Annotated in this window: 18 protein-coding genes, 4 tRNA genes and 1 other annotated feature; of the genes, 8 read left to right on the forward strand and 14 right to left on the reverse strand. The window is 31.0% G+C overall.

Features of this window, described 5'->3' with window-relative positions:
• Window positions 1-20: 20 nt before the first annotated feature.
• From CLAU_RS06395 to ytxC, 10 genes are all read right to left on the reverse strand, one after another.
• Entirely contained in the window at window positions 21-2,390 is a 2,370-nt protein-coding gene (locus CLAU_RS06395; protein ID WP_013240067.1) for a U32 family peptidase, read from the reverse strand.
• 82 nt (window positions 2,391-2,472) lie between these two features.
• Window positions 2,473-3,072 carry a cell division protein ZapA gene (locus CLAU_RS06400; RefSeq protein ID WP_013240068.1) on the reverse strand — a complete coding sequence of 200 codons (600 nt, stop codon included), beginning with the start codon at window positions 3,070-3,072 and terminating at the stop codon, window positions 2,473-2,475.
• A gap of 162 nt (window positions 3,073-3,234) precedes the next feature.
• Window positions 3,235-5,616 carry a phenylalanine--tRNA ligase subunit beta gene (pheT, locus tag CLAU_RS06405; RefSeq protein WP_013240069.1) on the reverse strand — a complete coding sequence of 794 codons (2,382 nt, stop codon included), beginning with the start codon at window positions 5,614-5,616 and terminating at the stop codon, window positions 3,235-3,237.
• Window positions 5,617-6,161: 545 nt separating this feature from the next.
• The gene (gene pheS / locus CLAU_RS06410) at window positions 6,162-7,175 is read right to left on the reverse strand and encodes a phenylalanine--tRNA ligase subunit alpha (RefSeq protein ID WP_013240070.1); all 1,014 of its coding nucleotides are present in this window, start codon (window positions 7,173-7,175) and stop codon (window positions 6,162-6,164) included.
• A gap of 61 nt (window positions 7,176-7,236) precedes the next feature.
• Window positions 7,237-7,461: a binding site (T-box leader), on the reverse strand.
• A 62-nt stretch (window positions 7,462-7,523) separates the two neighbouring features.
• Window positions 7,524-8,306 carry a TrmH family RNA methyltransferase gene (locus CLAU_RS06415; protein ID WP_013240071.1) on the reverse strand — a complete coding sequence of 261 codons (783 nt, stop codon included), beginning with the start codon at window positions 8,304-8,306 and terminating at the stop codon, window positions 7,524-7,526.
• A gap of 78 nt (window positions 8,307-8,384) precedes the next feature.
• The gene (gene rplT, locus CLAU_RS06420; protein WP_013240072.1) at window positions 8,385-8,744 is read right to left on the reverse strand and encodes a 50S ribosomal protein L20; all 360 of its coding nucleotides are present in this window, start codon (window positions 8,742-8,744) and stop codon (window positions 8,385-8,387) included.
• A gap of 28 nt (window positions 8,745-8,772) precedes the next feature.
• Complete coding sequence (gene rpmI, locus CLAU_RS06425; RefSeq protein WP_013240073.1) at window positions 8,773-8,970, reverse strand: 50S ribosomal protein L35; 198 nt, start codon at window positions 8,968-8,970, stop codon at window positions 8,773-8,775.
• A gap of 19 nt (window positions 8,971-8,989) precedes the next feature.
• Window positions 8,990-9,511: a translation initiation factor IF-3 gene (gene infC, locus CLAU_RS06430; protein ID WP_013240074.1), complete on the reverse strand. Its 522-nt coding sequence runs from the start codon at window positions 9,509-9,511 to the stop codon at window positions 8,990-8,992.
• 199 nt (window positions 9,512-9,710) lie between these two features.
• Complete coding sequence (gene thrS / locus CLAU_RS06435; protein ID WP_013240075.1) at window positions 9,711-11,624, reverse strand: threonine--tRNA ligase; 1,914 nt, start codon at window positions 11,622-11,624, stop codon at window positions 9,711-9,713.
• Window positions 11,625-12,292: 668 nt separating this feature from the next.
• Window positions 12,293-13,192 (reverse strand): putative sporulation protein YtxC, encoded by a 900-nt coding sequence (gene ytxC, locus CLAU_RS06440; protein ID WP_023162194.1) that lies wholly within the window; start codon window positions 13,190-13,192, stop codon window positions 12,293-12,295.
• 314 nt (window positions 13,193-13,506) lie between these two features.
• Between ytxC and CLAU_RS06445 the strand changes: the two genes are divergently transcribed.
• The 4 genes from CLAU_RS06445 (at window position 13,507) to CLAU_RS06460 (ending at window position 13,887) form a co-directional block, all read left to right on the forward strand.
• Window positions 13,507-13,582 (forward strand) — tRNA-Val (locus tag CLAU_RS06445).
• 63 nt (window positions 13,583-13,645) lie between these two features.
• Window positions 13,646-13,721, forward strand: a tRNA-Phe gene (locus tag CLAU_RS06450).
• Window positions 13,722-13,733: 12 nt separating this feature from the next.
• Window positions 13,734-13,808 (forward strand) — tRNA-Gly (locus CLAU_RS06455).
• A gap of 5 nt (window positions 13,809-13,813) precedes the next feature.
• Window positions 13,814-13,887 (forward strand) — tRNA-Cys (locus CLAU_RS06460).
• Window positions 13,888-14,026: 139 nt separating this feature from the next.
• Here the strand turns inward: CLAU_RS06460 and CLAU_RS06465 are convergent.
• Window positions 14,027-14,689 (reverse strand): L,D-transpeptidase family protein, encoded by a 663-nt coding sequence (locus CLAU_RS06465; protein WP_029169897.1) that lies wholly within the window; start codon window positions 14,687-14,689, stop codon window positions 14,027-14,029.
• Between the two features lie 127 nt (window positions 14,690-14,816).
• On the opposite strand from CLAU_RS06465, the gene CLAU_RS06470 reads away from it, so the two are divergent.
• Window positions 14,817-15,968, forward strand: a complete 1,152-nt coding sequence (locus CLAU_RS06470; RefSeq protein ID WP_023162196.1) for a pyridoxal phosphate-dependent aminotransferase — start codon at window positions 14,817-14,819, stop codon at window positions 15,966-15,968.
• 97 nt (window positions 15,969-16,065) lie between these two features.
• On the opposite strand, the gene dapB is transcribed toward CLAU_RS06470, so the two are convergent.
• From dapB to CLAU_RS06485, 3 genes are all read right to left on the reverse strand, one after another.
• Window positions 16,066-16,818 carry a 4-hydroxy-tetrahydrodipicolinate reductase gene (gene dapB, locus CLAU_RS06475; protein ID WP_023162197.1) on the reverse strand — a complete coding sequence of 251 codons (753 nt, stop codon included), beginning with the start codon at window positions 16,816-16,818 and terminating at the stop codon, window positions 16,066-16,068.
• 138 nt (window positions 16,819-16,956) lie between these two features.
• Window positions 16,957-17,838 (reverse strand): 4-hydroxy-tetrahydrodipicolinate synthase, encoded by an 882-nt coding sequence (gene dapA, locus CLAU_RS06480; protein ID WP_023162198.1) that lies wholly within the window; start codon window positions 17,836-17,838, stop codon window positions 16,957-16,959.
• Window positions 17,839-17,894: 56 nt separating this feature from the next.
• Window positions 17,895-18,887 (reverse strand): aspartate-semialdehyde dehydrogenase, encoded by a 993-nt coding sequence (locus CLAU_RS06485; RefSeq protein ID WP_023162199.1) that lies wholly within the window; start codon window positions 18,885-18,887, stop codon window positions 17,895-17,897.
• A gap of 492 nt (window positions 18,888-19,379) precedes the next feature.
• Here CLAU_RS06485 and CLAU_RS06490 point away from each other — a divergent pair, with 492 nt between their 5' ends.
• From CLAU_RS06490 to hslO, 3 genes are all read left to right on the forward strand, one after another.
• On the forward strand, window positions 19,380-19,649 hold the full coding sequence (locus CLAU_RS06490) for an alpha/beta-type small acid-soluble spore protein (RefSeq protein ID WP_023162200.1): 270 nt from the start codon (window positions 19,380-19,382) through the stop codon (window positions 19,647-19,649).
• Window positions 19,650-19,785: 136 nt separating this feature from the next.
• Complete coding sequence (locus tag CLAU_RS06495; RefSeq protein WP_023162201.1) at window positions 19,786-20,526, forward strand: class I SAM-dependent DNA methyltransferase; 741 nt, start codon at window positions 19,786-19,788, stop codon at window positions 20,524-20,526.
• 29 nt (window positions 20,527-20,555) lie between these two features.
• The gene (hslO, locus tag CLAU_RS06500; RefSeq protein ID WP_023162202.1) at window positions 20,556-21,446 is read left to right on the forward strand and encodes an Hsp33 family molecular chaperone HslO; all 891 of its coding nucleotides are present in this window, start codon (window positions 20,556-20,558) and stop codon (window positions 21,444-21,446) included.
• Window positions 21,447-21,460 lie beyond the last annotated feature (14 nt).

Below are 21,460 nucleotides of genomic sequence, written 5' to 3' on the forward strand. Positions count from 1 at the left end.
ATTTTGTGTTACCCGTAGCCTTACTCTATACTATTTTTATAATGTCCTCTGGTAAACTCACTAAAATCACCATGAAATTCTTCTTTTTCAAAGCATTCTAATATTTTTTTAGTCTTGCTATAATTTTCATCAATAAAATCTACTCTAAAACTATCAATTCCCATATTTCTAAGTTCTTCTATATGTGGTATAAGGTTAGTTGCAACAGAATTATATATGTAGCTTCTGCAGAATTCATCCGTGTCTAATGGAAACTCTTTTTTCTTTCTGTCTATAAGAAAGAACTCCCCTTCTTTACAAGCACCTTTACAATTTTTAGAAGTAGTTTTACCTCCAAAAGTGCTTCCTATAGCACAATACTCACTTACCATAAGCTCCACTTTTCCATATACAAACATTTGAGCTTTAAAATTACTATTTCTAATTAGCTCATTTATTTCATGTTTACTTAGTTCCACACTTAAACAAGATCCATTCATAATTTTGCTATAAAAATCCAGTGCACAGCTGTTTGTTATGTTTAACTTATAATCACCTAATATATTTAGCTTATTTCTAAACTTACTTATTATACCTAAATTTGCAGTAACTATGCCTGCAATTTTATCTAAGTTTTTATCTATAAATTTCTCTATATAATTAAATTCGTTTTTAACTATATTGGGAACTTTAATATATATTTTTTTAGATTCAAGATTATTTAAATTATTTATTTTAATTTGTTTAAAGGGATTTATGCATATGTGTTCAAAACTTGATTCCATCACTGCCTTTAATTGCTCATTAGTATTTACAAATACCATTTTAGGCGGTAAATATACTTTATCAAGATTATTTTTCAGCACAGATACTCCATATACTTTTTTGCTTGAAATACTACTTTTTTTATTTCTATTTAGTATATATTGCTTGATTTCATCTAAAAGTTTTCTTCTAATTTCATTTAAATCAGATATAGGCAAAAATCCAGGTTGAAATATTTCAAATTCTATGCTATCAAATTTAAATATATTATTTCCAGTTCTATTTAAACTTTTATATATTCTCTCTTTGCTCAAAGGCTGCTTTAGAGCCTCTTCTACTATTTGTCCTTCTACCCTAAAATCATTTTTATCGTAATTGCAGTACAAAGTAACTGGCTTTCCAACTTCAAATTGTATTTTTAAACATAAGTTAATTTTCTTGCCATAATGATCTTCATATATCTTTTCTAACTTTTGAAGCTGAATTAAGTCAGAGGTTTTATATATCCTATCTCCTGCTTTATAATTTGCTGGAAAGATTTTGACCCTTTCTCCCTTATAAGCCTTTGCAGTTTCTTTTCCGGACTTCACCAGTTTAGAAATAGTAAAACCACTAGTTCCAATTCTCACTCCATCTCCTTCTGATATATCTTCAGTAAGTAGAACGCTTTTATCACTATTTACTTCACCTATTTCTATACCTGTATTCTTAGGGAAAGAATACGCCATCATATCTTTTCCAGTATTTTTATACAAGTAAGCCTTTGAAAATCCCTGTCTATTAAATAATTGCAAAAGTCTTTTTTTACTGCCTTCTATATAAGATAAATCCTTTAATTTTTTACCGTCTTGATAGAAATTATCAATGACATTTCTATATTCCGATACAACTCCTGCCACATATTCCGGTCTTTTCATTCTTCCTTCTATTTTCAAGGAACTTGCTCCACTTTCTATTATTTCCTTAATATCTTCAATAGTACACATATCTTTTGGACTTAAAATATACCCCTTATCCTTATCTTTATCTTTCTTATTTACAATTTCATAGGGAAGCCTGCAGGGCTGGGCACATCTGCCTCTATTTCCACTTCTTCCTCCAATCATACTGCTCATAAGACACTGTCCAGAATAGCAAACGCAAAGAGCTCCGTGTATAAATATTTCCGTTTCTATTTTGAGAGTTTTAGATATATACTCTATTTCTTTTAATGAAAGTTCTCTAGAAAGTACTATTCTTTTAAAACCTAGTTTGCTTAAAGACAAAGCAGCTTCTCCATTATGTACTGTCATTTGAGTAGAAGCATGCAGTTCAAGTTCAGGAAGCTTTTCTCTTAAAAGAGATGCCAATCCTATATCTTGTATTATAAGGGCATCTACTCCTACATTATACAAAAACTCAGCATATTTACAAGCTTCTTTTAATTCCTTTTCTTTCATTATAGTATTTATAGTAACATATACCTTTACATTATATAGATGGCAATATTCCACTGCCTCTTCCATTGTCTTGTCATCAAAGTTAGAAGCATAAGCCCTTGCAGAAAACTTATTTCCTCCAAGATAAATAGCATCTGCCCCTGCTTGAACTGCCGCATATAAACTTTCTAAATTTCCTGCTGGAGCTAATAATTCTACTTTTTTCATTATTCCATCTTCTCCTGTTTAAATATTTGAATTTATTCACTCACTAATAAAATCCGAACCAAGACCATCGTCAGTTCGGATTTTATTTTACTCCATTATTTAAAAGAGCATTTTTCTTTTTTCTCTCTTTTGCCAGACTTATCTGGTTTTCTTCTAGCTTATGTTGAAGATCTATTATTTTATACTTACCCGATTGTACTTGAAATTTCAGTTCTTTGTTTTGTGCCACCATTTTGGTATTTTCATTCATATACTTTTGAGCTTCTTCTTTTATAATTTTTATTTCTTCTTCTAATTTGCTTATTTTCTCGTCTTTTTCTTTTAAAGCCTCACTACTACTGCTATTCTTTAGTTTTATTTTAAGTTCAGCATTAAGTTCCTCCGTATACCTAAGCTGCTTTCTCAAAGAACTGATCTGATCCTCGTATACTTTTCCTACTCTTTCTAACTCCTCCACTCTTCCTGACAACTGACCTTCTTTTTCCTGAGCTTTTAACATATCGTCTGCTACATTAAGTGCCGATAAAACAGCTGCTGAGGAAGTGCTTAATTTGCTATTATTTTTTATAATACTCTTAACTTTTTTATCTACATAACTTGCTACTTTATGTAGGTATTCTTCTTGCTCGTCACCTTTTAAATTATATTCAATTCCATTTATAAAAACCGTCACCATATTCATTTAAACACCCTCTTAGATCATGCTGTTTCCAATTCTTTATAACAACATTCTATCACAAATTCTTCACATATGAAATATTTTATTTTACCTTAAAGAGCTAAAGCATCATAAAATAAGCTGGATGAACATTAAATTCATCCAGCCTTATTGATCAATGAATCCTTATTGTCTAAGTTGTGCTCCTAAATTATGCTCTAGTGATCTTATTATTTTGCTATGAACTTTATTAACTTCTTTATCTGTAAGAGTTTTATTTTCAGCTCTATAAGATATTGAATAAGCTATGCTCTTCTTTCCACTTTCTATCTGTTTTCCTCTATAAACATCAAACAACTTAACTTTCTCTAGGATATTTCCTCCCTGCTTTCTTATAATGTCCTCTACTTCCTGTACCATTATATTGTCATCTACTAAAACTGCAAGGTCTCTAGAAACTGCAGGGAATTTAGGCAGAGGTCTGTATTTCTTATCTGAATCAGCATGTTCATACAAAACATCTAAGTTTAATTCAGCAATATAACATCTTTCATCTATACCATAATTTTCGCATACAGTTGGGTGAATTTCTCCAAGCACTCCTGCTAACTTTCTATTTACATAAAGGGCAGCTGTTCTCCCAGGATGGAAAGTTGGATTATCGCTTTCTCTCTTAAAAGAAATCTTCTCTATTCCTAAGGTATCTAATATGTTTTCCACTATACCTTTTAAATTGAAGTAATCACATTCACCATACATTCCAATGGTTACAATATTATCTTCTTCAGGTAAAGTATCACCATTTTCTAGTGGAAGATACACTCTTCCAATTTCAAATAACCTTACAATCTCATTTTTTCTTGAATAGTTTCTACCTAAGCATTCCATCATAGACGCTAATGTAGTTGTTCTCATTATGCTGTAGTCTTCTCCCAAAGGATTTTTTATAGCTATAGCATTTCTAAGCTTGCTATCTTCAGGTAAAAGTATTTTATCAAATACTTTCCTACTTACAAAAGAGTAACTTATGGATTGATTTAATCCACTTGAAATAAGTGTTTCTACCAATTTATCATCCAGCTTTTGCTTTGGATTCTTTCCTCCTCTTGTACTTACACTTTCTATTACAGTAGTAGGTACATTACTGTATCCATATATTCTAGCCACCTCTTCTGCCACATCTTCTCTTATATTTATATCTCCCCTAAAAGTAGGAACATCTATATGTAAAATGTCTCCTTTAAGCTGAGTTTTTAATTCCAGTCTATTTAAATAATCTACCATATTTTCCTTAGGTATTTCAGTACCCAAAAATTTATTTACCCAGTTGGAATCAACGTCTACGCTGTGAGGTTCAATTTTTTCATCATATACATCAATTGTACCTTCCATAACTTTTCCTGCTTTTAGCATCTCAACTAAATTGCAAGCTCTGTTCATAGCAATTTCAGCTAAATTAGGATCAAGATCCTTTTCAAATCTACCTGAAGCTTCTGTTCTAAGTGCCAACTTTTGTGAAGAAACTCTTATATTAGTCCCATCAAAGTTAGCACACTCAAATACTATAGAAGAAGTATCATCTCTTATCTCAGAATTAAGTCCACCCATTATTCCTGCAAGTCCGATAGTTCTGTCTCCATCTCTAATTGTAAGCATATCTTGATTAAGCTGTCTTTCCTCTTCATCAAGAGTAGTAAATTTTTCTCCATCTTTAGCTGTGTCTACAACTATAGTGCCAGATTTTATCTCCCTTACATCATAAGCATGCATAGGTTCTCCTATTTCAAGCATTACAAAATTAGTTATATCAACTATATTGTTTATTGGCCTTACACCTGCTTCTAAAAGTCTCTCCTGCATCCATGAAGGTGATGGCTCTATTTTTACATCTTTTATGCCCCTTGCCATATACCTTTTGCAAAGTTTATCTTTTATTTCTACTTTTAATGTATCTTGAATATTTTCGCTGCAGGAAGGCTTATAATCTAATTCCGGAATTTTGTAGCTTTCATTTAAAGTTGCAGCAGTTTCCCTTGCCATTCCTATAATGCTAAGACAATCAGGTCTATTTGAAGTTATCTCAAAATCCAGTATAGTACTTGTCATATCAAGTACTTCCTTTATGTCCTTGCCAATTGGCGTATCTTCTTTTAAAATCATAAGTCCATATACAGGTTTATCTCCTGCTATGCCAAGCTCTTCCTCAGAACAAAACATTCCATTTGACATAAGACCTCTTAGTTTTCCTTTTTTAATCTTCACCCCACCATGAAGTGTAGAGTCATGAAGCGCTACAGGAACTATATCTTGTTCTTTCATATTAGTAGCAGCTGTTATAATTTGAATAGGTTCTTCTTTTCCTATATCTACCTGACATACAACAAGTTTATCTGCCTGAGGATGACTTTCTATCTTCATTATTTTACCTGTAACTACATTTTGGATTTCATCTCCAGTTACAATTGCCTCTTCAAGTTTTGAACCACTTAAAGTCAATCTATCTCCTAATTCTTTTCCTGGAATATCTATTTTAACATAATCCTTTAACCATTTTACTGGAACTTTCATACAAAAATCTCCTTTCAAATTTTTAATCTTTGCAAACCTTCTAGTTAAAAATTCACATATACCGCCGAATATGCTGACAAATTTCAGCACCATAAAAACTTTTAATAAGTCTAAAGTTCGATATTTTGAAAACCTAAGAAGCTTAGCTAAACTCGTACCTCAGACATATCTAAACTTCTAAGATTTTCTAAAATATCTCACTAAGACTTATAAAAAATTTTTTAAACGTGCTTTCAATTTTGTCATCATATTCTCAGGTATAAGGTCAAATTTTACATAGAAAATTTTAAGTATAATTTCTAATTTAAAAATTCACTCTATTCATAAGCATATTTTTACAACAATGAAGCACTTTTAAATGTTTTGTACATAAGTCTTAGTAAAAAATTCGTAAAAATCTTAGAATTTTTGAATTGTTTGAGGTACGAGTTTTCAAAAGTTCTTAGATTTTCTAGAATTTTTTGCTTAGACTTATCAAAATATTTAATGGGCTGAAGGTTGTAAAAACATGCGGAGAATGAGTTAACTTTTATTTAGAAACTCTATTAAAATTGATTTAAAAATCTCATGTCACTTTCATACATGTTTCTTATATCATCTATTCCGTATTTTAACATGACCATCCTATCTACACCCATTCCAAAAGCAAATCCACTATAAACTTCAGGATCTATTCCACAATTTCTAAGTACCTGAGGATGAACCATTCCGCATCCTAAAAGTTCTATCCACCCTTCTCCCTTACATACTCTGCAGCCTTTTCCATGGCATACAAAGCAACTGGCATCCATTTCTGCAGAAGGTTCTGTAAAAGGGAAATGATGAGGTCTGAATTTTGTACGTATGTCATTTCCGAATAACTTTTTAGCAAATAGTTCAAGAGTGCCTTTTAAATTTGCAAAAGTTATACCTTTGTCAACTACTAGGCCTTCCATTTGATAAAATATAGGTGAATGAGTAGCATCCACTGAATCTGAACGATAAACTTTACCTGGAGATATCATCTTTATTGGGGGTTTTTGTTTTTCCATAGTTCTTACCTGTATTGGAGAAGTTTGAGTTCTAAGCACTACATTGTCATTTATATAAAAGGTATCCTGTTCACCCCTTGCTGGATGATTTTTAGGTATGTTAAGTGCTTCAAAGTTATAATAATCCTTCTCTACTTCAGGACCTTCTTCTATAGTAAATCCCATAGAAATAAATATCTGTTTCATCTCTTCTAGTGTTTGTTCTAGCGGATGGCGCTTTCCTACAGTTTGCTTTATGCCAGGCATAGTAATATCAATTGTTTCATTCTGCAGCTTTGCTTGTATAGCACTTGATTTTATCTTTTTTGATGCCTCTTCTATAGCATTTTCCAGTGTACTCCTCACTTCATTGGCAAGCTTACCAATTGCAGGTCTTTCTTCTTTGGAAAGATCCTTCATGCCCCTGAGTATTTTTGTAAGTTCTCCCTTTTTACCTAAATATTTAACTCTTATATCCTCTATATCTAACTTTTTATTTTTTAATTCGTTAAAGGCATTTTCCTTTATCTGTTTTAATTCTTCTTTCATTTTAAACTCTCCTTTCACTACAATCTTTTTAATTTAAAACAAAAATAAAAAGCCCATCCCTCTAAGGGACGAACTTTGATCCGCGTTACCACCCAAATTGATACTATTAGAAATAATATCCTCTTTGTATATTTTAACGATAATTAACCGCTGACTACTAATTATAATTTCACAGCCAGTACTCCAGGAGGAACTTCAATATATAATGTTTTAAAAAAAGCTTTCAGCCCTGACTTTTTTTCTCTGATAAAAATCATATATCTACTTTCTCTTTCACAGTAAGTGTCCTTATTCAACTTTTATTATTATATCTTTAAATTCTACATATATATTTACATATTGTCAACATTAAATTAAATTTTGTCTTACTGCTTCGAACATCATTATGGACGCCGCTGCAGACACATTTAATGATTCAGCACCACCTGGCATCGGTATCTTTACCTTTATATCAGAAATATCCTGTATGGTTTTGCTAAGACCATTTCCTTCATTTCCCACCGCAATTATAACTTTTCCTTTTAAATTTGCGCTATAAAAGCTAATATCAGTGTCCAGAGAACTTCCTATCAACTTAAATCCACTTTTTCTGAGAAGTTCTACTTTTTTCAAGTCCTCATCATAGATTACAGGTACATGAAATATAGAGCCCATTGTTGATCTCAACGTCTTCTCATTATATATATCTACCGTTCCCTTTGTAATTATAACCCCTAAAGCTCCAGAAGCATGTGCACTTCTTATTATAGTACCCATATTGCCTGGATCTTGAATCTTATCTGCCAGTATATAAAATCCTTCTTTGTTTGAGGCTTTCAATTCTCTATTTTCCACTACAGCAGCTATTCCCTGAGGATTTTCAGTATTCACCATAGCCTTAAATACACCTTTTTCCATAAAATACACAGGGAAATCACATTGAAAATTTTCTTTTAGTAAAAGTTTTTCCCACTTATCTGTAAAGTCACTGCTTAGAAAAATTGAAGATATTTTGAAATCAGAATAAAGTGCCTCTCTTACAAACCTAAAACCTTCTATTAAAAACTTGCCCTCTTGAACCCTGTATTTCTTTTCCTTTAACTTTTTCACTTCTTTTATATGTGCATTATCTTTACTTTTAATTATATCCATAATAGTCCACCTTATTATGATAATTTACCTATAAAAAAGTACAGCATAATTATGCTGTACTTTTTATGTAATATAATATTATGCATTTAGTTGTTTTTTAGCTACTTCAACTAATTCAGTAAATCCTTTAGGATCATTTATAGCTATTTCTGAAAGCATCTTTCTATTCATATTAATGCCTGCAGTCTTTATTCCATTTATAAACTTGGAATATGAAAGTCCATTCATTCTAGTTGCAGCATTTATTCTAGCTATCCATAATTTTCTAAAGTCCCTCTTCTTTAATCTTCTTCCTATATATGAATATCTTAGAGCCCTTAAAACTGTTTCATTAGCAGTTCTAAATAATCTACTTTTTCCGCCATAATAACCTTTTGCAAGCTTTAATATTTTTTTATGATGTTTACGAGCGTTTACTGCTCTTTTTACTCTTGCCATAGTAAAACCTCCTTTTAGAATCCTTCAATTATACGTAAGGCATTAATTTTTTCATAATTTTTTCTTGAGTTTCTGAAACAAGTCCTGCTTTTCTTAAATTTCTTTTAGTTTTTGCACTTTTCTTTGTAAGTATATGACTTTTAAAAGCTTTTGATCTCTTTAACTTACCAGTTCCTGTAATCTTAAATCTTTTTGCTACACTTCTTTTAGTTTTCATTTTTGGCATAATAAATTCCTCCTCTCAATTATGCTTTCTTTGCTGATAAAAACATTATCATGTTTCTTCCTTCAAGCTTAGGTTGCCTTTCTATTACACAAACATCCTGAAGTTTAGAATGAAATATATCTAAAATTTTTTTACCTATAAAGGAATAATCAGCTTCCCTTCCTCTAAATCTTACAGTAACTTTAACTTTATCTCCTGCAAGTAAAAATTTTCTTGCATTTTTAGCTTTAATGGAAATATCATGTTCTTCTATTTTAGGGCTAAATCTAACTTCTTTTATATTAACAACTTTCTGTTTTTTTCTAGCCTCTTTATCTTTTTTAACCTGCTCATACATAAATTTCCCATAATTCATGATTTTACAAACCGGTGGCTTTGCATTTGGAGATATCATAACCAAATCCAATTCCTTTTCTTCTGCAAGTCTTAATGCTTCTTTTGATAATATAATTCCCATTTGACTTCCATCATCTGAAATAACTCTTACTTCTTTTTCTACTATATCCTGATTTATAAGAAAACTTTTATTAATGATTTTCACCTCCTAGGTGGAATTTAACAAAGCATATAAAAAAGGACAGCTGCCGCCGTCCTTTGAATACATCAATAATAAAGAATCCTTTTAATTAAGAAATCTTCATAACCTTACTGGCTGTGCCGTAAGGTGAGAAACGGCTAGTTTCTTCTTAACGAATTACATTATACTATTGTTATAGCTTATAGTCAATATATAATTTTAATTATATATCACTTATTTTTTTATCTATTTCATCTTTAAGTTTTGAAATGAAATCATCTAGTGCCATAGTTCCCATATCTCCGCCTTTTCTGCTTCTTACAGATATAGTTTTATCTTTCATTTCTTTTTCTCCTAGTACAATCATATAAGGAACTTTCTGCATTTGAGCTTCTCTTATCTTATATCCTATCTTCTCATTTCTCATATCTGATTCTACCCTTATATCATTTTCCTTTAACTTTTCAACTACTTCATTTACGTAGTCATCCTGAGCATCAGTAATATTCATTACTTCAACTTGTACTGGTGCAAGCCAAGCTGGAAATGCTCCTGCGTAGTTCTCTATCAAAATTCCTATAAATCTTTCTATAGATCCAAATACAACTCTGTGAACCATAACTGGTCTGTGCTTTTCCCCATCTGCTCCAACATAAGTTAAATCAAATCTTTCTGGCATCTGGAAATCCAATTGAACAGTTCCACACTGCCAAGTTCTTCCTATGGAATCTTTTAAGTGGAAATCTATCTTAGGTCCGTAGAAAGCTCCATCTCCTTCATTTACCTTATAATCAAGTCCTACTGCTTTTAATGCATCTTTAAGTCCTTCAGTTGCAGCTTCCCAGTCTTCATCACTTCCCATAGAATCTTCAGGTCTTGTTGATAATTCAACGAAATACTCAAATTTAAATACTTTATAGAAACTGTCTATAAGTTTTATTACATTTACTATTTCATCTTTCATATTATCTTTAGTCATAAATATGTGAGCATCATCTTGAGTAAAGCATCTTACTCTCATGAGTCCATGAAGAGCTCCAGATTTTTCATGTCTATGAACAATTCCCATTTCACCATATCTTATAGGAAGGTCTCTATAAGAATGTATTTTGTTCTTATAAACAAGTATAGAACCAGGACAGTTCATTGGCTTTATAGCATAATCTTCATCATCTATTTTTGTAAAATACATATTTTCTTTATAATGATCCCAATGTCCTGATTGATGCCACAATTCTTCATTTAATATAATAGGAGTCATTATCTCATCATATCCTGCTTTATGGTGAACTTGTCTCCAGTAATTTTGAAGTTCATTTCTTATAATCATTCCCTTTGGATGGAAGAATGGGAATCCAGGTCCTTCTTCATGTATGCTGAAGAGATCAAGTTCTTTTCCAAGTTTTCTGTGATCTCTCTTTTTAGCCTCTTCCATCATTGTTAAATAATCTTTAAGGTCATTCTTTTTTTCAAAGGCAGTACCATATATTCTCTGGAGCATTTTGTTCTTTTCATTTCCTCTCCAATAAGCTCCTGCAATTGAAAGAAGTTTTACAACTTTAACTTTACCTGTTGATGGTACATGAGGTCCTGCACATAAATCTACAAAATCTCCCTGTTTATAAAAAGATATAATTTCATCTTCAGGCAAATCTTTTATAAGCTGAACTTTATAAGGCTCATTCTTTTCTTCCATTAACTTTACAGCTTCATCTCTTGTGAGTTCAAATCTCTCCAATTTTTCATTTTCTTTTATTATCTTATTCATTTCACCTTCAATTTTCTCAAGCAATTCCGGTGTAAATGAAAAGTCAGCATCCATATCATAGTAAAATCCATCATCTATAGAAGGTCCTATAGCTAACTTCACTTCTGGATACAATCTTTTAACTGCCTGTGCAAGTATATGAGATCCAGTATGCCTTAATATCTTTTTTCCATCTTCATCTTCAAATGTCAAAATTTCAAGTTTACAATCTTCATTAATTTCCTTGTTAAGTTCCTCTACTTTACCATTTATTTTAGCTCCTAGAGCCTTTTTACCAAGTGAAGTGCTTAATTTTGCTGCAACATCAGCTACTTTTAATCCTTTTTCTACTTCAAGTTCTTTTCCATCTTTTAAGACTATCTTTATCATATTTACTCCTCCTCATATAATTAGTTTTATACTGAATTTACATTCAAACAGTACTTGAAACTTAAAATTAAGCAATAAAAAAAACTCTCCCACAAAATGGGGCGAGTATTATCACGGTTCCACCCAAATTAATAGCATTAACCTTTTAATAAAACAAATAAATATACTGCAAAAAAAATCATACTACATATTATATGTAAATTAAAACTTTTTTCACAATTACTTATAAGATTAAGCTGTCTGCTTTAATTAAAAAATTAAAAGCAACATGCTATTATCTTTGAATCCATAACGCAGATTAGCGGGAAATACTTACTTAATTTCAGTATACAACTCAAAGGTGGTATTCAATAAATCTTGCCTAAAGGATATTTCAGCTTAAAATCCTTCTCTCTTAAGGTAATTGATTTACTTACTTTTCCTCTTCATGGCCTTTATCCTATTTGAGCTTATTATATTATTCTGCAATGGGTATGTCAATATGAGAATGTAAATTTTTTATTCTATAGTTGTCCAATTCTATAGCATACGGAGACTTCTACACAAAATTTAAATCATACTCTGAATAGTTAACTTCTGAACATATGAGATTTTGACTTAATGTAAAAATAATGCGAAGCAAAGCTTCGCAAGTTAAGAATTAATAATGAAAAATTAATTAAAAATATCTACACCCTATTTAAACTATTTTTTATAGTTTTGCAAATACCACAATTATTACAAAATTGTACTTTATGAGTAAACACTTTTTTAATAGTATCAATAAGTTCTGTATTTTTACAATTTTCCACGCAGTGAATAACTATTTTTTCAGGTGAATTAGTTATAAGTGCACTTATTAAAACATCATCAGAATAAGTATCATTTCCATATCTTAATTCCGTTAAATCTCTAAAAAAATTATCTGTTATTTCTTCTCCCTTTTTATTTTTTATAATATAGCTTCCATCATTATCAATAATTATATTCACATAATCTATTTTGCTCTCTTGGATATCCACAAAATACTTTAAAAGCTTTATAAATTCATCGTATTCTTTTTCTACCATATATTTTTCCACTACTTTATCAACTATAACTTCTAAATCATTAAAAATCTCTTTTCTCCTAAAAGTTATGAAACCATCTACATTTATTTCCTTATTTTCAGCCATACAATCTGATATTTTATTCAAGATATCGTTCTTTTTATTTATACAATAAATGGAGTTTTCATCTATAATTGTGCTTCTTCCCTTTAACACTTCCATGCTCTTTTCTCCAATTTTCTCTAAATCTTCATATTTTAAAAAGAAATACGTATCTGATAAAAAAAGCATAGCATCTTTTTCATAAAATTCATCTACCAATATGTTATAAATTATATTTGAAACACACATATTAAATATATTCATAAGTTTATTGTTAATTTCCCCGTCACAAAATACCTTAAGGAAGTGAGTACCTTTTTCAATATTTTCATATATTCCAATGAGCACATTTTTATTTTTAAAATATTCTTTTAAATCTCTTATTCCCTGGATTATACACTCTCTTTCTTTACTATATACCATAGTCAATAACAGCACCTCTCAACACTCCCTTCCAAAATAGTATGTGTCTAAAATAAATCTATATTCAAATTTCTATTGTCAAATATCGACAGCTAAATTCTCCAAAAATACCCAATAAAAATTAATTTGGTAAGTGATTCTTAGGTTCAGATAGAATTTACTTATAAGGATGACTTTCTTCATCTGAACCTTATTAACAGTATATAAAAGACGTACGTTCTAGTAATGGTAACGATCAGATAAAATTATTACAAATATTTAGTGCACAAGTATTGACAATATACCTATACCAAGATATAATATTAACTGTTGTGGCAGTATTGTCGTAAGGGCGCATAGCTCAGCTGGGAGAGCATCTGCCTTACAAGCAGAGGGTCACAGGTTCGAGCCCTGTTGTGCCCACCAATTTATATACTATTACTTTTTTAAAGTATAGTTTGTAAATGTTCGAGGCAATATATTGTCTTTGGCCAGATAGCTCAGTCGGTAGAGCAGAGGACTGAAAATCCTCGTGTCCCTGGTTCGATTCCTGGTCTGGCCACCAGATTTAAAATATGCGGGAGTGGCTCAGTGGTAGAGCGTCACCTTGCCAAGGTGAACGTCGCGAGTTCGAATCTCGTCTTCCGCTCCAATAATGGCGCTATAGCCAAGTGGTAAGGCAGAGGTCTGCAAAACCTTTATCTCCAGTTCAAATCTGGATGGCGCCTCCATAAAAAAGTAGTCTATTCAATGGACTACTTTTTTTATTGTATGAAGAGTATTGTTATACAGTTAAAAGTCAATTACTTATGGTGCACAAAATATGTCACAAATAATAAGCCTATGTAATAGTAGCTATTATTGTGCAAATTAATCCATCAATATTATTCTAAGCTTTTTATAAAAATTCTTATCCACATCATGGCTTTCCGGAAGTTTATTATCCCTTCTAAATTTCATCACACATTTTTTCATACTCTCTCCATAGATACCATCCATACTTCCGCAGTAGTATCCTGCATCTTTTAACCTTCTCTGTATTTCATACACATCTGCTCCCCGAACTCCAGGAGTTAATGTTCTCAATTCTTTTCCAAAGGGACCATACGGACCGCCATAAACAGCTACAATCATACCATAATAAACGTAATTATATAAATCTTCTACATCGCTGTTAAGCATTCTTATACATCCATGAGAAGCCTCACCTCCTATACTATGCGGTTTATTTGTACCATGTATTCCAAATTTACCCCATGGAACATTTAGTCCTATCCATCTTGTGCCAAAGCCTCCGCTCCAAGAAGCCATACTGACAACCTTCCAGGTTCCTATAGGTGAAGGTGTTTCAGACTTACCGCTAGCCACAGGATATTTTCTTATAATTGTGTTTTTATCTTTATCAATAAGATACAGTATTTCTTCTGTAACATCTACCAGTATTCCAAGGTTTTTCTTGGATTCCTTAGCTCTAATTATCGATGCATTAGGGAAAAACAAAATTAACAATAGTATAAAAGATATTTTTCTCAAAAATTACACCTCCACTTTACTAGTGTTTTATTTCATAATGAAAATATACGTATATATAAAAAGTGGAATAATTTTATGAATTAGAGTACAATTCAAATAAATAAATATATAGATTGGAAGTGAAAATTTGAATAGTATATCAAAAAATGTTAGTTCTATAGAACTTTCAGGCATTAGAAAATTTTATAACAAATTAGTTAACTACCCGGATGCCATATCTTTAACCTTAGGTCAGCCTGATTTTAATGTACCTAAAAAAATTAAGGAAGCCATGATACAGTCTATTGAAAAAAATAAAACCGGATATACCTCAAATGCTGGAATTATAGAGCTCAGAGAAGAAATATCAAAATATCTTGCAAATTTAAGCATACATTATACTGCAGAAGAAACCTGTATTACCATAGGTGGAAGTGAAGCTTTAATGGATGTATTTGCAACTCTTGTAAATCCAGGTGATAAAGTATTGATACCAACTCCTGCCTATCCTGCTTATGAAAGCTGTGTAAAAATTTTAGGTGGAAGTATAATAAACTACAGTTTAAATGATGACTTTTCCATTAATTTTGGCAGATTAAAAAAAGTGTTGGAGAAAGAAAAACCTAAATTAATAGTTCTCTCCTATCCTTGCAATCCAACAGGTGCTATTTTATCTAAAGAAGACAGCACTAATTTATTTAATTTGCTGAAAGCAAATGATGTATTAGTGTTAAGTGATGAAATATATGCTTCATTATGCTTTGAAAAAGATTATTACTCTATTGCACAATACAAGGAAATAAAGGATAAAGTTATTTTAATAGGTGGTTTTTCCAAAATGTTTTCAATGACAGGCCTTAGAATAGGCTATGTATGTGCAAACACATACTTTATGAATGAGATAATAAAAGTGCACCAATACAATGTATCCTGTGCTCCTTCCATTTCTCAATGGGGAGCTTACGAAGGCTTAAAAAGCTGTATGGAAGATGTAAACTACATGAAGTCTAAATTTATAGAAAGAAGAGATTATGTTTTCGACAGGTTAAAATCCTTGGGATTCGAGGTAAACCTACCAAAAGGTGCTTTTTACATATTTCCATCAATAAAAAAATTTGGCATGAACAGCAATGACTTCTGTGAAAGGCTTCTAAAAGAAGGTGGTGTAGCCATAGTACCAGGTTCAGCTTTTGGACCAGGTGGAGAAGATCATGTGAGAATATCCTATGCCTACAGTATGGAGGAACTTAAGTTATCCCTATCAAAAATAGAAAAATGGTTAGATACTTTAAAAATATAAATAAACCATCCATAACCTTCAACTATTAATTGTTTAAAAACATATATACACTTTAAAAGGGCTGACACACTGATTAATTAGTGTGCAGCCCTTTGTATTATTTACCATCAATTACATTTTCCATTGAATAAAAGCCTTTTTCTCTCTTATACATAAACTCACAAGCATGAAGTGCTCCTACGGCAAAAACCTCTCTTGAAATAGCAGTATGCTTTATCTCAATAGTCTCACCCTGGCCTGCAAATATAACTTCATGTTCTCCTACTATAGTTCCACCTCTTACGGCATGAATGCCTATTTCATTGTGAACTCTCTTTCTAATTCCTTCTCTTCCATTTACATAGTCAACCTTTTCTGGTATACAATCCTTTATTGTATCTGCTAAAAGTAATGCCGTTCCACTTGGAGCATCCACTTTTTGATTATGGTGCTTTTCTATTATCTCTATATCAAAGTTTTTATATAAAAGAGCACTTACATCTTTTAATACTTTATTTATGACATTTATACCTATAGACATATTGGCAGATCTGAAAATTGGAATAGACTTTGAGGCTTCCTGAATTTTTTTAACTTGTACTTCACTATATCCTGTAGTGCAAAATATAATTCCTATATTATGTTTCTTACCATATTGTAGAAGTGAATCCAAGGAATCCGGTCTTGAAAAGTCTAATATTACATCTCCTTCTACATTACATTCTGATATATTGGCAAACACAGGGAATGCTGATTTCTCATCCTTCTTATCTATTCCTGCAGATATGGATAAGTCCGGGAAATCCTCTACTAAATTGGTTATTACTTTTCCCATTTTACCATTACATCCACTTAGTATAATTTTAATCATTTAAACCTCTCCTCAAATTATTTAATAATCATTAATTACAACGTCATATATTGATTAACGTGAAAGAAATAAATCTTTCACGTTAAATTAAAGAAAGCTAGCTTTCGTTTTACACAATAATTTAAATAGACTTGTTTTTTATTTTAAAAGTCCATAGTTTTTAAGCTCTGATTTTAAAACATCCAAATTTTCCTTAGACATGTCACAAAGTGGAAGTCTTAAATTTCCAACATTCATATTCAAAACATTCATAGCAGTTTTTATAGGTATAGGATTTGTTTCTATGAACATAGTATTCATAAGTGTAAGAGCTTTTAATTGCATCTTTAGTGCTTCTTTTACATTGCCCTCTAAAAATAATTTACACATATCATGCATATCTTTAGGAATAATATTTGCAAGAACAGATATAACTCCAAGCCCTCCTAAAGACATTATAGGAACTGTCTGATCATCATTTCCAGAATATAAATCAATATCATCCCCGCATAGAGCTTTCATTTTAGCAATTTGACTTATATTTCCACTGGCTTCTTTAACAGCTACCACATTATCTAATTTGCATAATTCTTTTAAAGTTTTAGGCTGTATATTTAATCCTGTTCTTCCAGGTACATTATATACCACAATAGGAGTTTTTATAGCTGAAGACACTGCCTTAAAATGCTCTATCAATCCCTTTTGTGTAGTTTTATTATAGTAAGGTGTGATTACAAGAACTCCATCTACTCCTATACTTTCTGCCCACTTGCTCATGTTTACGGCGGATTCTGTACAATTACTGCCTGTACCTGCAATAACTGGTATTCTCTTATTAACAGTATCTACTGTAAATTTTATTGTATCTTTTCTTTCCTTTTCAGTCATAGTGGAAGCTTCACCTGTAGTCCCACAAATTATTATTGCATCTGTACCTGATTTTATTTGCCACTCAAGTAATTCTTTTAATTTATCAAAGTCCACCCCATTATCTTTAAATGGGGTAATAATAGCTACCCCTGAACCTTTAAATAAGCTCATTAAAAGCACCCCTTCTCAATTGAAATTTAATATGCTTATCATCTTAAAATGTATTGTTATTTATCCTTAATTATGCATTCTGCTATTTGAACAGCATTAGTAGCAGCACCTTTTCTTATGTTATCTGCTACAACCCATAGATTTAATCCATTATCTACGCTAAAGTCCCTTCTTATTCTTCCTACAAATACTTCATCTTTTCCTGCTGCCTCTACTGGCATTGGATATACTAAATTGTCCACATCATCTTTTAACACTACTCCAGTAGCATTCTTGTACAATTCAAAAATATCCTCTATTTTAAAGTCTTTTTTAAGTTCTACATTTATACTTTCACTATGAGAATAAGTTACTGGTACTCTTGCTGTAGTAGCTGTAACTCTCAAAGTATCATCATGTAATATTTTTCTTGTTTCGTTTACCATTTTCATTTCTTCTTTAGTGTATCCATTTTCCAAAAATACATCTATATGAGGAAGTATATTTCCTGCTATTGGATATGGAAATTTCTTAGGTGCATTTCCCTTATATCCTTCTAGTAAATCATTATATCCTCCCATTCCAGCGCCAGATACAGCCTGGTATGTAGAATATACAATTCTTTCTACTCCATATTTATCATAAAGAGGTTTAATTGCCACTATGGCTTGTATAGTCGAACAATTAGGATTTGCAATTATACCTTTATTCCATTTTATATCCTCTGGATTTACTTCAGGGACTACCAAAGGTACCTCTTTATCCATTCTCCAAGCACTACTATTATCTATAACTACTGCACCATATTTTGAAAATATAGGTGCAAATTTAAGGCTTACACTTCCACCTGCTGAAAAAAGAGCAATATCTATTTTCTTATTTTTTATGTTATCTTCTTTTAATTCCTCTACAGTATAATCTTTATCTTTAAATTTTAATATTTTTCCACTTGATTTAGCAGATGCAAACAAATACAATTTTTCTATTGGAAAATCTCTTTCTTCCAGCACCTCTATAAATTTTCTTCCTACCATTCCAGTACACCCAACTACTGCCACGTTACAACTCATTTTAATATTCCTCCTAAAAATTTTATAATATAAATTGATTAAATATTTAAGTTTAAGATCTATTATTAAATATAATACCATGATATCTTAATAAAGATAACCTATTTAATTTTAAATATATCTTACTAAATATTTTACACTAAACTTTTGAAATATGTTCATAGAAATAAATATTATTGGGAATTAAAAATAGCGCATACTTCATACTGCTTAGTGCATTATATGCAACATATAATGCACCTTAGAATAAAATTAATTGTTTTGGTTTAAAAATCAAATAATAATTTTGCTTGAGAAGCTTATTTAATGGCCATAATATTCCTATAGTTATGTGCATATCATTGAAATTGCTCCTTTAAATGTATATTATATTTAAAATATATACTATAATTATTATAGTATATTAGTATTTATTCTATAATTATTATAGTATGTATAAATCTCGCTTTTGGGGTAAAAATAATCTATAGTAAAAGTGGGAGGATGGTATCAATGTCAAAAACTCCATTAAAAAAAATCATAAAAGCAAAATTGAAATCAAACAGAGAGCTTACAGAAGCTGAAAAACTTAGAGAAAAATTAAAATATGAAATAGCTGAAGAACTAGGATTAAAAGATAAAGTTAATTCATTTGGCTGGAGCAGTTTAACAGCTGAAGAAACAGGAAGAATTGGCGGCATGATGACTAAGAGAAAAAAGGAATTAAATATACCTAAAAATGAAAGTTTAATAAACCATAGTAAAAGCAAAGACAAACAATAAATTTGACTTATACCTCAAAAATATATAATATTAATTGATAAATACAATTTTACCTTTTTTAACTTTAAACACCTATAAAAATACCTGTAAGAAGGGAGTTAAAGACCGTTATAAAAATTTCATAACGGAAATAAAAATGAACTGCTATGGAAAATTTGCTCATATATATGACAATCTAATAAACAGCGATATAGATTACAGTATATGGGCTAAAAAAATTATGAACATATGTGAAAAATTAAATATAGATAGAGAAAATTACCTGGATTTAGCTTGTGGTACAGGTAATATGACAGAAAAGTTGGCACTTTATTTCAAAAATACCTGGGCAGTAGATTTATCCAGTGAAATGCTATCAGAAGCAGATATAAAACTTAGGAACAGTGGATTAAAAGTAAACTTTATATGTCAAGACATAACTAATTTCGAGTTAACCAGGAAATTCAATCTCATAACTTGCTGTCTTGATTCTACAAACTATATATTAAAAGAATCAGATTTACAAAGTTACTTTAAAAGTGTGTTCAATCATTTAGAAAACAATGGAATATTCCTATTTGATATAAATTCCTATTACAAAATTACAAATATACTAGGTAACAATACCTATACTTACGACGATGAAGATATTACCTATATGTGGGAGAATTATTTAGAAAATGACATTGTGGACATGTACCTCACATTTTTTATACGTCATAAGGATTTTTATAAACGATTTGATGAAAACCATCGTGAAAGAGCTTATACTTGCGAATATATAGAATCCACATTGAAAAATTGTGGATTTAAAATTATAAATAAATTGGACAACTACAGTGATAAAACTGTAACTGATGTTTCTGAAAGAATATCATATATAGTAACTAAACTTTAATACACGTATGATTAGGAGATGGAAATTAAATGATAGATAAATTAATAAGAGCTACAGCTAAAGATGATAACATTCGAATAATAGCAGCCTCTACTACAAATCTAGTAAATGCAGCTGTTAAAATCCATGAATGTGCTCCTACAGCTGCAGCAGCCTTTGGAAGAATGCTCACGGCAGGAAGCCTTATGGGGTCAATGTTAAAATCACCTAAAGATAGTTTATCCCTTATAATTTCAGGAGGCGGTGAAGCTAAAGGAATATCTGTAACTTCCTATGCCGACTGTCATGTAAAAGGATATATAGGAAATCCTTCTGCAGATCTTCCCCCAAATAGTAAGGGAAAACTAGACGTAGGTGGTATTATTGGAATTAATGGAAATTTAACTGTCATAAGAAATATGGGACTTAGAGAACCTTACTCCAGCAAAATTCCTATACAAACTGGAGAAATAGGAGATGATCTAGCTTACTACTTTACAGTTTCAGAGCAAACTCCATCTGCAGTAGCCCTTGGAGTTCTCGTAGATGTAGATTTAAGTATAAAGGCCTCAGGAGGATTCATAATTCAGATGCTTCCTGGAGCAGAAGATCTCCTTGCAGACTTAGTTACCTATAGGCTACAGGAACTTCCACCTATATCAAATATGCTAGCTAAGGGCATGAGTATTTCACAAATATTAAATGATATCTTTAAGGATATGGGATTAAAGATATTAGATGAACTAACACCTACTTATAAATGCGATTGTTCAAGGGAAAGAGTTGAAAAGGCTCTTATAAGCATAGGTGCAAAAGATTTAGAGGAAATTTATAATGAAGGAAAAACCGAAGAATTAAAATGTAACTTTTGTAAGACATCTTATAAGTTTACCCATGAGCAAATAGGTGAAATACTTAAAAACTGCACAAAAAAATCCTGATATTAAATACAAAT

The sequence above is a fragment of the Clostridium autoethanogenum DSM 10061 genome (assembly GCF_001484725.1).
GTDB classification, from domain to species: domain Bacteria; phylum Bacillota; class Clostridia; order Clostridiales; family Clostridiaceae; genus Clostridium_B; species Clostridium_B ljungdahlii.